This window comes from Nesterenkonia salmonea (assembly GCF_005771525.1).
GTDB classification, from domain to species: domain Bacteria; phylum Actinomycetota; class Actinomycetes; order Actinomycetales; family Micrococcaceae; genus Nesterenkonia; species Nesterenkonia salmonea.
In genome coordinates, this window is sequence record NZ_VAVZ01000057.1 from 1 (window position 1) to 12576 (window position 12576).

Genomic DNA, 12576 nt, shown 5'->3' on the forward strand with positions numbered 1-12576 from the left:
GGGCCTGGGTCATCTCCAAAGGCGCAGCAGGATTATTAGCCATACCCAAGGTTAACACCAAAGCAATTACCTATTTTGGAGACACACCACTAGGTGCATGGAAATTCTTCAGCAGGTGACGCCCCGATGAGCACGAACATCCAGATTACTTTCGATGCCCTCGACCCCCGCGGTCTATCAGTATTCTGGGCGGAGGTCTTGGGATACCTGCACCCTGCGCCTCCAGGAGTTGTCTTGCCTCCGGGCCAAGATGGGCTGGAGGCGTGGGATAAATTCCTGACAGAGTCCGGCGTTCCGCAGGATCAGCACAACAGCGCCTCAGCTCTGGAGGACCCGCAGGGAGACGGGCCTCGCCTCTACTTCCAGCATGTACCAGAGGGCAAGGCCGCCAAGAACCGTATACACCTTGATATTCGTACGGCACCGGGCCTCCGCGGAGAGGAGCGTATGCGCGCGCTCGAGACAGAATGTGACCGCCTCCGGGCTCTTGGAGCGCATCGACTTGAGCGTTATGAACCCGCTCCTCCGATGAGTATGGGGTTCATCGTGATGACTGATCCCGAGGGCAATGAATTCTGCTTAGACTGAAAGGAAGATCATGAGCAACACTCCAGATGTTCGACCCGTCGGCGACCTGCCCAACTCAATGGGAAAGACGGCACCGCGCGAACTCCAAAGCGCAGGAGTTGATTCTCTGCAGAAGGCGAGCGAACGTACCGAAAAGGAACTGCTGGCCATCCACGGCGTGGGGCCAAAAGCCATCCGCATCATGAAAGAGGCGATGAAGGAGAAGGGCCTCACCTTCCGCGAAGACATGGGCTAAACCCTACCGGTAGGGTTTCTCAGTGCTCACTTATCGCGATCCGCTTCCCCATACTCCACACCGTGTGCTCCTTCTCGGAGTGACTGGAGTGGGAAAGTCGACTCTCGGAAAAACCCTCAGCGAACTGTGGGGGCTCCCCTATACCAATTTGGATGAGATTCATTGGGGGCCCGGCTGGACAGAGCGTCCGGGTTTTCGCGACGAGGCCACAGCGCTGGCAGCCACAGACCAGTGGATCACCGAATGGCAGTACTGGAGCAAAGGCTTCAAAAATACCCTCGGAGATCGCGCGGATACTTTCATATGGCTGAATTTCCCCCGACCCATCGCCTGGCAGCGGCTGTTCCGCCGAACGCTTCAACGCTGGCGCACACGAGAAGAAGCATACGAGGGGTGCCTAGAGCCACCAATATGGAAAGTCCTCACCGATGAAAACCACATTCTTCGATGGGAAGCGAAAACGCACAGCACATGGCGCGAACGAGAACCGTCACTGTCAGAAGAGTTCCCACACGGAACCTTCATCGAGCTGAGATCGCCTAGACAAGTACGCCACTGGCTCTCTGGCCCAGCGCTTGAGCAGAAGCGCTAGAAGCCACTTTGCCGGTACTTGCGAACTGCGCACTTGTAGGCGATCTCATGCTGGTAGTCCTGATGGCCGGCCACATCAGACCACACTGGCCGCAGCGGCTCAGGATCTTTGGGATCCAGGGGAAAGCTCGACGACGCCGTCCCCGCCGGGTCAGGGACCTCCACATCCACTTCTGATGTGCCATCCCCAAAAATGGGTCCACCAATGGCATCGGTGAGGCGATACAGGTTGGTCCACCCTCCGGAGCCGGCCACCAGCTGGGTGCCTAGTTCCTGCACCTGGTGTTGACCAAAGTAGGCGGGGAAGGCTTGGCCGTACAGAGTGGTGATGGGCGACCCGTAGGTCAATAGCGCACACCGTTGCAGCATGGCAGCTCTCATGGGGGCCAGCGCTGCCGTAGCGAGAACCGACCCCTGAGAATGGGCGGAGACAATCAGACCGCCGTCTCTGCGTACGCGATCTGTGATCAGCCCCTGGAACTCCGGCACCGCGCGTTCGGTGAAGGGGCGGACGGCAAATGGGTGATACCGCCGGGGCCAGAAGGTCAGCACATCCCATAATGTGGCGACGATGCGCCGCAGCGTAAGGTTTATGCTCGACTGCCACACCACGAGGATCGCTGCCAGGGCGATCCCTGGCAGCAGGACCGTGGCGACTAAGGACAGCACACCCCGTTGAGGTGGCTGAATCCACTCCAGCACGGGTCCTCCTATATCGATGCGCATCACCAGAGAGACCACGGCTGAGAGAAGAAACAGCCCGGCGAAAATACTCACCAGCTGAGGGGCCTGGTGAGCTGCCTGGGCGCGTGACCTTTGGCGGGCCACCTCAGCGCGGAGCTGCTCGGTCACCCCGTCGGGTTCTTGTCCCTCAGGGGAGGTGCGAGGAGGTAACTCATCAGCATTGGCGCGGCCGCGGCGTCGTACTGCCCAAACTGCCAAGCCGGCTGCCCACAGCACCACTGTGATGACGAACGATTCGATCAGAGCCAGCTCTTGACCCCATCGGTCCCAGGGCAGTCCTGTGAGTTGTGCGACCAGCAGGGCGAAGCCGGCGCACACCCCGTTGCTCAGCGCCACTGCGAGGGTGACTGCTGCGGCAGGCAGTGCCCGTGGTCCGCTCTGTCCGGGAAACCTGCCGGAGGGATTCCAACACGTAATGGCCACGGCAGCGATCACCACAACCTGCAGAAACCCGACCATCAGGAAAACCCGCCCCAGACCCAGATTCGGTTCGCCCCATCGGGTGGAGACGACCACAGCCACCGCGGCAAACGTCAAAACGGTGAGAGAACCGTGCAGGATGAGGAGCTTCTGGAGGCTGCGGTCGTGGGCGAAGAACTGGTCACTGCTGAGATCTTCTTCCGGAGCCCACCGAGCTTGACCGTCACGGGTGCCCACCCCGTGCCCGGATTCCACTTGTTCGTAGCGTCGACGGGTGACGTTGGCGATGATCATCAGCAGCGCGGGAACTGTGGCCGCCACCAGGAAGCCGAGTACGACGCCGAGGACTTTTGCGCCCTCCCCGAGCCTGCCGATTGCCTGGTAGCCCAAGTAGTCGACGCCGAGGATCGCTGCCCAGAGCGTGTAGCTCACAGTCAGCAGGCCAGCCGAGAGATGCACTCCGAGGCGGGTCGCCCGTAGGCGGAGGCGGCTGCCTGAGAAGCTGTCATGCGCCCATCCCGCGACGTTGACGAGTGTGAAGGGAAGCAGGAGCACCCACAGTGGCTGGAGCGGAGAGTCGGTGGTCAGCCGACCCCAGTCGTAGCCTTCGACGCGCCGGTCCTGCGCGCGGGCAATGACCTGGGTCCGCCGACCCTGCTGGATCACCACTGCGTCCTCATGTGCCACACCGAGCATGGCGGCACCGGGAGACCCTCCCACCCCGTGAATTCTCAACTCACGAATGCCCATGATCTCTGAGTCTACTGACCTGCGGAAGTGCCCGCGGCAGATTCAGGAGAGGGAGAGGAAGAGCTTTTCGAGTTCCTCAATGGTGAGGCCGTCTTCTTCTTCGGCTGCGGTTTCCGGATCGATCAGGCAGTACTTCATAGCGCCTGAAACCATGACGAACCCCGCCCTGTCCAGGGCCGTGGAGACCGCGGCGAGTTGGGTGACGACCTCGCGGCATGAGGCTTGGTTCTCCATGGCATCGATCACCGAGTCCAGCTGACCCCGTGCTCGCTTGAGTCGATTGAGGATTTTGCGCTGTGTCTCCGGGTCGGCGCTACGCATCGTTGGTGATTCTCCTTGTGCTGGGACGAGTGGTTTGAGTCGCGCTTCATGATGACACGTCTGACCGGAGAAGCGCTCAGTGACAGAAATCAGAGGAGCTCGAGCGCCAAGACCATGGCACCCCGCCGCCACCCAGGACTCCGAGTGAGACGCCGATCAACACGGCCAGTCCCACTGTGAGGATCACGGTGCTGTGCATAACCGGCAGTCAGTCAGTCGGCATTGCGACAGGACCATTGCGGAAGAAGGCCTCAAGAGTGGGATCAGCCTTTGCCTTGTTCCATGGCATTCTGCTCAAAGCACTGGCCATTGCGCAGGTATTGGAGGCGGCAGCGAACATCAGTCCACCTCCCACTCCTGCTGACAGATAGGCCATTTTCGGGTGCACGAATCGCGCTGCCACAAGGCCTCCTAGCACCAGGGTTCCTGCGACCATTCTGACCTGACGTTCCATGGCCCAGCGCTGTTGGCCGCCAAGGACGTTGCCACCGCACTTCTGGTAGGCGATGATGCCCCCATTAAGGACGCTGATATGCGGCGCACCGGCTTCGGCGAGTGCCTGCGCTGCCTGGCCGGCACGCGCACCTGATTGGCACACCAGGATCACGTCTTCCGGAAGGAGAGCCGCAACTGCGCTGGGGTCTTTCTGAAGCTGGTCGAGGGGAAGATTGTGTGAACCCGCAATATAGGCTGCCTCGAACTCGGCTGAGGTGCGCACATCGAGCAGGGTGAGCTGCTCGATACCGTTTCCGAGAGCGCGCAGGTCTTCAGCAGTGTACTGAGTGATGGTCATAGACATGTGAACCTTTCATGGCGGAGGGCCTCAGGGAAGTCGGTCGCTGAAGAGGCTAGGCCGGTTCGGCCTCGCCGGTGTAAGGCAGGATGCTGGAGGAATCACCTAGCGCGTCGTCGCCGATCACCTCGAGTGTTCCGTTTTGCTCCAGGATGACCGCTGAGACGTCTTTCAATGTGCCCTTGCTAGAAGATCTCACTGCGGTGTGGACATCATCTTCGACGAGCTGGTGTTTGCGCATTGCTTTGCGTTGGAAATTGCCTTGGTAGTAGATAAGGACCGGTGGGGAATCGACAAGCCGGCGAATTCGTGGTGATCGCCCTCGGACCCACGCCAGAATCCACTGCAGCAGGACCAACAGCACCAAAGCGAAGATGGTCTGGGCCACGGGTACATCCACGGCAGTGACTGTGCGGCCGAAGGCCGAACCGATCGTGACCGCGATGATGAGGTCCAGCGGGGTCATCGAGGCCATAGTGCGCGCCCCGGAGATGCGCAGTAGCACTAGTAGGGTCAAATAGCCGGCGATGAGTGTCACCAGGGTGTGGACGATGGGTTCCCAACCGTCCCAGTACTGTGAAATATCCATTGGTGGACCATGTCAGGTCTCGTCTGCGATGTCCAGACAACACGGCAGCCCACCTAGCTCAGGCGCGCCGCCACGCGTTGACTTCGGGGCATGACATAGAGCCATGAAGTCCAGGGGCGGAGCCACACGATCAGCATTGTCAGCACTAGGGACAGCAGTGTAATGACCACCACGTATCCTCCATCAGGCAACTGAGCATGAGTGAGCACCCTGTCGCGCAACAGCATGATCACTGGAAAGTGGGCCACGTAGACCACAATTGAATTCCGCCCGGCCCAACTGATCACCCGCACAGCTGGCCAACGCGGTATCCGAGGTGCAAACCACAGGGCCACGGCGATGCCGAGCACTGCCAGCCCTGCCAACGCTGGAGTGCGCAGACTCTCATTGGCACCATTGATACCGAACAGCGAGACTCCGACAATGACCGTCAGCAGCAGCGCGCTAGACCACCAGGGCGCTGCGATCCAGCGTGTGATGCGCGGTTGGGCCCAGGCGCCGAGAAAGAAGAACGATCCGTACCAGAGCGTATTGCCCAGCAGGCCGGGAATGGAGCCGCTGAGCACTGAGGCGGTAATCATCAGCCCGAAGACAGCTAAGAAGGCCCATTCGCAGGCTTTGGGATGGCGTGTCAGGAGCGGCCTGAAGAGCGCAGCGAAGAAGTAGCACGCCAGCAGCGCCATCAGAAACCAGAGATAGTCACCAGTGGCTAGGTAGTCCCGTAAGTTGTCCGGCAGACCAACACCGCCGCGGACCAGGAAACCGTAGAGCGCCAACCACAGCCCCAAAGGCCAGCCGATCGCGGCAACCTTGCCCCAGAGGTAGAGCGGTAGCGGTTTGGCCAGCGAGTGGGTGAGAAGAACTCCGGAGAGGAACATCAGCAGCGGCATGCGGAATGGTGCGAGGTACCGGTTCGCGTCATCCCACCACTCCACGGTTGCCCCGCCGTGCTGGGCCGCGTGAAGCACGACGACAAGGAGCACAGCCAGGCCTCGGAGAAAATCCATCCAGTGCATTCTGGAAGCGCCACTGGTCATAGGATTGCCCCCTGACCTGAGTTCGCCACGGTCACCTCTGAGTGAGAGTCGAGTGTTGGAACTGGTCAGCGATACCGCGCATCGGCTCAAGTGTGATGTCAGGGTATTGGCGCTTCACGCTGCGCAGTTTCCATGGGTTGGGGAAGAGCCCCAGCAGGCTGCCATCCTCACGCATGACAACTTCGCAGTCACGGTGACCGGTCAGCGCTTCGCCCGCCGCATGGTCAATTTGGCAGGCGAAGGTGTAATCGAGCATATCCAGCGTGATCGGTGCATTGAATTCACCCCGCATGCGTTCGACGACAACGTCGAACTGCATCGGACCAACAGCACCGAGGACTGGGTGCTGGGCTCCGCGGCGCTCTGAGTGTAGGACCTGGACGATGCCCTCCTCCCCCAACTGGTGGATGCCTCGACGGAACTGTTTGTGCTTCCCGGCGTCGGCGCATCGAGCCTCTCTGAAGTGCTCAGGCGCAAAGTGCGGCAGCCGCGGGTAGGTCACTGCGCTCTGACCTTCGTAGAGCGTGTCGCCTGGGCGCAGCGCGGAGGCGTTGACCAGACCAACCACATCTCCTGGCCATGCGGTATCCACTGTTTCGCGCTCGCGGCCGAAAGCCTTTTGAGCGTATTTGGTGGCGAAAGGTTTGCCGGTCTGGGCGTGAGTGGCCACCATTCCTCGTTCGAAGACGCCTGAGCAGACACGTGCGAAGGCAATCTGGTCCCGGTGGGCCCGGTCCATACCGGTTTGGATCTTGAATACGTATGCGGAGAAGTCTCCGTCGACGGGATGCGCCTGATCCTCGATGTCCTTCCGCGCTCCCGGATAAGGAGCTTCATCGGCGATAAACCCTAGAAGGTCCTCGATGCCAATGTTCTGCACCGCTGAGCCGAAGAACATGGGGGTGGCCTCCTGAGCGAGAAACGCTTCCCGGTCGTAAAAACCCTCATCACCTTCCAGCAGCGATGCCTCTTCTTTGGCTGTCACCCACTCTTTCGGGTACTCGGTCTCCGCCTGCTCATCGCTGAGCTCGTCGGCAATCACTTTTGTGGTGCCACCGGGAGTTCGCCGGAAGCGCTGCATCGTGTGGTGCTGCGGGTCGAGCAGACCATGGAAGAACCCGGCTTCGCCCACGGGCCAGGTCTTGGGCATGGACCGCAGTCCGGTCCGCTCCGCTATTTCATCGACCAGCGCCAGTGCTTCTTTGCCCGGGCGGTCCCATTTGTTGATGACTGTGATCACAGGCAGGCCGCGCTCCCGGCAGACATCAAAGAGCTTCATCGTCTGGGCCTCAAGGCCCTTGGAGGCGTCGACCAGCATGATCGCCGCATCCACAGCGGTCAGCACTCGGAACGTGTCCTCTGAGAAGTCAGCGTGACCAGGCGTGTCGACGAGGTTGATCACCGCATCGTTGAAGGGGAATTGGATAACGGTGGAGTTCACGGAGATGCCTCTGGCACGCTCCATATCCATCCAGTCAGACACGGTGCCGCGCCGTCCGGCTTTGCCGTGGACTGCTCCAGCTTCACCGATCGCGCTGGCGTGCAGCAGCAGCGCCTCTGTCAGGGTTGATTTTCCCGCATCCGGGTGTGAGATCACTGCAATGCTGCGCCGTGCGCGCGCTTTCTCCGCCACCTGGTCGTCACTCGTATTCACCACGGATACGACTGTACCCGCACGTGAAGATAGCTATGAATCATGCTTACCACAACTCATCAGAACTGCCGGTCTGGACTTCGAATGAGCGATTCAACGCGACTGGTCGTGCTGCTGCTGCAGCCGGTCAATAAACTCATCAGCGATCTCTAGAGTGTAAGCCAGCTTCTTACGGCGAGCCTGAGCGTCAACGATAAACTCTTCCAAACGGGCCTGCGACTCAACGTCAGGTGACTCCGCCAGGGACTCGGTCAGCCTCAGCAGTTCACCCATTTGATCCAATGTGAATCCCAGCGGCTTCATTCGTCGGATAAGGAACAGGCGCTCGACATCTTGCTCTGTGTAAAGGCGGAACCCTCCAGTAGTGCGTCCGGAAGGACGTAGAAGACCCACCTCGTCGTAGTGTCGTAGCGTTCGCAAAGAGAGCTCAGTCTGCTCAGCCACAGCCCCGATGTGCATCTTGCCGGTTGTGTTCGCAACCCCTTCCGACTTATCCTCCGCGTCGAGGTCGGCACCGTTGTTAGTCATAGCCATCCATTCTGTCCTCAATTCGATTGATACTCTACCTTCACGTTAGGGTAGAGTTCTGCGAGGTCGATTGCGGTATCTACTAGCTCTTCATGAGGGCGGATTCGCAACTCACGGCTACCCCCTCTCTTCGGCAAAAGCGCCGCACTCATTGAAGGAGACGTCTGTGTCACAGAGCCCGAAGCCTCACCCGGCGCCGCAACCGCGACCGGTGACAGGTGCCGCTGAGGTAGACCGCTCGCATTCCATCTGGGCGGCGCTGAAGTCTCCTAAACGGCTCCGAGTAGAGGCGCTGGCTGGGATCGTCGTCGCCCTGGCTCTGATCCCAGAAGCGATTGCCTTTTCCATTATCGCCGGCGTGGATCCACGCGTGGGCCTATTCGCTTCCTTCACCATGGCAGTATCCATTGCTTTCCTTGGTGGACGGCCCGCCATGATCTCCGCTGCCACTGGTGCGATCGCACTGGTCATTGCACCGGTGGTTCGCGAGTATGGACTGGACTATCTCATCGCTACTGTGATCTTGGGTGGCGTTCTGCAGATCGTTCTGGGGCTCATCGGAGTGGCCAAGCTCATGCGCTTCATCCCCCGCTCAGTGATGGTGGGCTTCGTCAACGCGCTTGCGATCCTCATCTTCACCTCCCAGATCACCCACCTCACTGATGTTCCATTCGCGGTCTACCCCCTGGCAGCGCTTGGATTGGCCATCATTTTCCTGTTCCCAAGGCTCACCAAGGTTGTACCGGCTCCCCTGGTATCCATTGTGCTGCTGACCATCATCACGGTCGCTGCCTCTATAGCAGTTCCGACAGTCGGGGATGAGGGTGAGCTTCCGGACTCACTGCCGGAGCTACTGATTCCTGATGTTCCGTGGACCTTGGAAACGTTGCGGATCATTTTCCCCTTCGCACTGACTATGGCGCTGGTGGGCATCCTGGAATCGCTGCTGACCGCAAAGCTCGTCGACGACATCACCGACACTCACTCCAATAAGACCCGCGAGACCTGGGGACAGGGTGCCTCGAACATCATCACCGGATTCTTCGGCGGCATGGGTGGCTGCGCGATGATCGGCCAGACCATGATTAACGTCAAGGCCTCCGGTGCTCGCACCCGGCTCTCAACGTTCCTCGCAGGCATTTTCCTCCTGATTCTCGTCGTTGCCCTGGGCGATATTGTCGCGATCATACCTATGGCCGCGCTCGTTGCCGTGATGATCTTCGTCTCCTGGGCCACGTTCGACTGGCACAGCATCCACCCCTCCACTCTGCGGCGGATGCCAAAGTCTGAGACCACGGTGATGCTCTCCACTGTGGTGGTGACTGTCTGGACCCATAACTTGGCCTACGGCGTCGGCGTTGGGGTTCTGGTGGCCATGGTGCTCTTCGCCCACCGAGTAGCTCACTTCACACGAGTGACCCGGCTGGACGCGAGCGATGAGGACAATAAGCGTGTCTACCGTGTGGAGGGTGAGCTGTTCTTCGCCTCCTCCAATGATCTGGTCTACCAGTTTGACTACACCGGTGACCCCACAGAGATTGTCATCGATATGTCCAGAGCTCACGTGTGGGATGCCTCAACCATCGCCTCATTGGACGCGGTGCGCCACAAATATGAGACGAAGGGGAAGAAGGTCACGATCACGGGTATGGACGCGGCAAGCTCTGCCCGTCATGACCGGCTTAGCGGAAACCTCGGTGGCGGCCACTGACTTCGGCCCCGCGTCAGTGCCCGCCACTCACTGGCCGTCTCAGCGCGCGGTGGTGTGGTCGGGTTCGCTGTCATCATCACCTGACTCGGCGGCATTGTGGCCCGTGGATTCCTCCCCCTTATCGCGGGGCTGCCTCACGAGGAGATATGTCGCAGCAAAGAGCAGCACCCCAGCCCCAACTGCTGTAGCTATCGCCCATTCCTCGCCGACGAGATCATCCAAGAATGACCGGACGGGCGATTCTGGGTCGGCTAGGGCGACGACGACGAACGCTGATACCACCAGGGTGGCGAGGAGCGTGCCGAGATGCTGCCACAGCCTGGAGGTTCCGGTCTTTTGGAGTGAATGCCCTGCTTTTGCCACCTGCTTGGCGCGCAGTACTCGCAGGGCTCCCACGCTGCGCAGTAGCCTCAGTATCTGCATCGGGCCAATACTGAAGACGACGCCGACGATCACCAGTATGGTCAACCCGACCAGCCACCAGTTCTTACGCAGCCATTCGACCTTTTTCGGGGAGACCAGGAAGAGCACCAGAGTTTCGAAAACCAGCACCACGCTGGTGGCCCAGAGCCCGATGTGGCCGATCATCTCGAACGGCTCATCCAGCAGAGTCAGGAAAACTGCTGGCACTGAGACGAGGGCCGCGATCATGACCGGCCAGGCTAGCCAGGTTTCCCACCGCTCCTCGATCTCACGAGTGCGTTCCTCGGATTTGTGGCCCATCGCGGTATCAGCAAGCTCTCTCGCTGCCGCAGAGGCCTTCGCTGCCTGAGCCTGACTCTGGCTCTCGTCTTCCTCCTCGGAGGCTCGCGTATTCATTCCCCAAGGCTAGCCGCCAGGTTCGGCTCTTCAAGAAGGGACAGGCAAAGGTCTCGCGCCTATCTCTTCTTAGGTCCTTCTCAAGTCGCCTCAAGACAGCTGCCCCCGGACCCTGGAGCTATTAGGCGGGAAGTGGCGGTAGCCTCTTGCCCCGAGCGACCGCAGACTTACGCCGTGCACTCAGGCTCCAAACCAAGCGCATTGCGCCCACAACGGCTAGCGTCCCCAGAACGGTGAAGAAACTCATGACGATCAAGCCGACCAGCCACAGTCCAGTAATGTCTTCTCCGCTAGCGGTGAAACTCCAGCCACACAGAAGCGTTGGACTCAGCAGAAAGACTGTGGGCCAGTACCTATTCCAGGAGGCAATCACCGCGATCGCTACGAGCGCTACTCCGCACACGAGATGAGTCCAAGGGAACCACGGGCCCGACTCAACGTTGGCTACCGGATCGTCGGTATAGCCAAGCCCTACCGGTATAAAGGCGTGAGGGATAAACCACGCGCTGAGCGTGCCAAACACAACGAATGCTGACCAAAGTCCTACTTGCGGCCATTCAGCGGCTCAACAAGGTTTGGGGGGTTCCTAAACCTCGATCCACCGATGAGGAGAGGCTGATGAGGGTGGGTTGATAGAGGAAATGCCCCTCTGAGCTGGGAAAATAGTGAGTGTCTACGTCACTTTGTCCCGTTCAGAAAGGGGCACCTCTCAGGTGCTATTCAATCACGCCCCGGCGGCGGTCTCCTATACGTTTGATGAGCCGAATCTCGTGTCGGTTGCCGGACTTGTGCCGGTGATGGCCTTCGCTCAGTCCACTGGGCTGGCCGGGCTGGCTGAAGAGAAGATCACAGTGCGCAACACTGGTGCTGATAAGGGCGCGAATCCTGAGGCGAAGATCAGCAGCCTGGTCGCGGGCATGGTCGCCGGGGCCGATTCGATTGATGACGTGGATCTGCTGCGCCACGGCGGCATGGGATCGCTGTTCGAGAAAGTGTATGCACCCTCGACGCTGGGCTCTCATCTGCGGGCCTACACCCATGGGCACGTCAAACAGCTCGCGGCGGTCTCCTCGTCCTTCTTGGCTTCCTTGGGCGCGAAGACGCCGCTGCTGCCGGTTCCTACCACCGCCGAAGGCAAGAAGACCGGTGCGGTGTTTGTCGACATCGATGACACCGTCATCGAAGTCTTCTCACCTAAGAAGCAGGGCGCAGGCTACGGATACAACAAGACCCGGGGGCTGAATGCCTTGCTGGTCACCGCCACCACCACAGAATCCTCCCCGGTGATCATCGGCCAACAGCTACGCAAAGGAGCAGCCCATTCCGCCCGCGGGGCCGATAAGACCCTCGCTGATGCCCTCAGCACCCTGAAGCGGGTCCCCGGCCGGGGTGCGCCGGTGGTGGTGCGGGCTGATTCGGCCTACTACGGCGCGAAGATCGCCGCGGCGGCCCTGCGGGCAGGGGCGGATCTATCAGTCACTGTGCGCCTGGATCAGAAGATCAAGAAGACCATCGCCACCGTTGAGGACCAGGCGTGGCAGAAGATCGAGTACAAGGACGCGATCTTCGATGAGGCCACCGGCACNTCACTGTGCGCCTGGATCAGAAGATCAAGAAGACCATCGCCACCGTTGAGGACCAGGCGTGGCAGAAGATCGAGTACAAGGACGCGATCTTCGATGAGGCCACCGGCACCTGGGTCTCTGAGGCCGAGGTCGCTGAAGTCCCGTTCACCGCCTTCTCATCGAAGAGTGAAGACCAGCAGGTCACTGGTCGGCTCATCGTGCGTCGGGTAC

11 protein-coding genes and 2 pseudogenes are annotated in these 12576 nt (G+C 60.2%); 5 read left to right on the forward strand and 8 right to left on the reverse strand.

Annotation, left to right across the window (positions count from 1 at the left end):
• Positions 1-126 precede the first annotated feature (126 nt).
• Both FEF26_RS14305 and FEF26_RS14310 read left to right on the forward strand, forming a co-directional pair.
• The gene (locus FEF26_RS14305; protein ID WP_138254216.1) at positions 127-588 is read left to right on the forward strand and encodes a VOC family protein; all 462 of its coding nucleotides are present in this window, start codon (positions 127-129) and stop codon (positions 586-588) included.
• Between the two features lie 10 nt (positions 589-598).
• A complete protein-coding gene (locus FEF26_RS14310; protein WP_138254217.1) occupies positions 599-823 on the forward strand; it encodes a helix-hairpin-helix domain-containing protein in 225 nt (74 codons plus the stop codon).
• A 588-nt stretch (positions 824-1411) separates the two neighbouring features.
• Here FEF26_RS14310 and FEF26_RS14315 read toward each other — a convergent pair.
• The 7 genes from FEF26_RS14315 to FEF26_RS14345 all read right to left on the reverse strand — a co-directional run bounded on the left by FEF26_RS14315 (position 1412) and on the right by FEF26_RS14345 (position 8181).
• Positions 1412-3328: a hypothetical protein gene (locus FEF26_RS14315; protein ID WP_138254218.1), complete on the reverse strand. Its 1917-nt coding sequence runs from the start codon at positions 3326-3328 to the stop codon at positions 1412-1414.
• A 42-nt stretch (positions 3329-3370) separates the two neighbouring features.
• On the reverse strand, positions 3371-3649 hold the full coding sequence (locus tag FEF26_RS14320) for a metal-sensitive transcriptional regulator (RefSeq protein WP_138254219.1): 279 nt from the start codon (positions 3647-3649) through the stop codon (positions 3371-3373).
• 208 nt (positions 3650-3857) lie between these two features.
• On the reverse strand, positions 3858-4442 hold the full coding sequence (locus FEF26_RS14325; protein WP_243730604.1) for a rhodanese-like domain-containing protein: 585 nt from the start codon (positions 4440-4442) through the stop codon (positions 3858-3860).
• Between the two features lie 55 nt (positions 4443-4497).
• The gene (locus FEF26_RS14330; protein ID WP_138254221.1) at positions 4498-5031 is read right to left on the reverse strand and encodes a DUF421 domain-containing protein; all 534 of its coding nucleotides are present in this window, start codon (positions 5029-5031) and stop codon (positions 4498-4500) included.
• Between the two features lie 53 nt (positions 5032-5084).
• Positions 5085-6038: an acyltransferase family protein gene (locus FEF26_RS14335; RefSeq protein ID WP_166433057.1), complete on the reverse strand. Its 954-nt coding sequence runs from the start codon at positions 6036-6038 to the stop codon at positions 5085-5087.
• Between the two features lie 61 nt (positions 6039-6099).
• Positions 6100-7722 carry a peptide chain release factor 3 gene (locus FEF26_RS14340; protein WP_138254226.1) on the reverse strand — a complete coding sequence of 541 codons (1623 nt, stop codon included), beginning with the start codon at positions 7720-7722 and terminating at the stop codon, positions 6100-6102.
• 93 nt (positions 7723-7815) lie between these two features.
• Positions 7816-8181 (reverse strand): MerR family transcriptional regulator, encoded by a 366-nt coding sequence (locus FEF26_RS14345; protein ID WP_138254227.1) that lies wholly within the window; start codon positions 8179-8181, stop codon positions 7816-7818.
• A gap of 280 nt (positions 8182-8461) precedes the next feature.
• Here FEF26_RS14345 and FEF26_RS14350 point away from each other — a divergent pair, with 280 nt between their 5' ends.
• Positions 8462-9961: a SulP family inorganic anion transporter gene (locus FEF26_RS14350; RefSeq protein ID WP_243730605.1), complete on the forward strand. Its 1500-nt coding sequence runs from the start codon at positions 8462-8464 to the stop codon at positions 9959-9961.
• A 39-nt stretch (positions 9962-10000) separates the two neighbouring features.
• Here the strand turns inward: FEF26_RS14350 and FEF26_RS14355 are convergent, their stop codons facing one another.
• Complete coding sequence (locus tag FEF26_RS14355; RefSeq protein ID WP_138254224.1) at positions 10001-10780, reverse strand: ion transporter; 780 nt, start codon at positions 10778-10780, stop codon at positions 10001-10003.
• Between the two features lie 713 nt (positions 10781-11493).
• On the opposite strand from FEF26_RS14355, the pseudogene FEF26_RS14360 reads away from it, so the two are divergent.
• Both FEF26_RS14360 and FEF26_RS16435 read left to right on the forward strand, forming a co-directional pair.
• A pseudogene (locus FEF26_RS14360) lies at positions 11494-12351 on the forward strand (IS1380 family transposase); the annotation flags it as partial.
• 71 nt (positions 12352-12422) lie between these two features.
• Positions 12423-12576, forward strand: a pseudogene (locus FEF26_RS16435) (IS1380 family transposase); the annotation flags it as partial.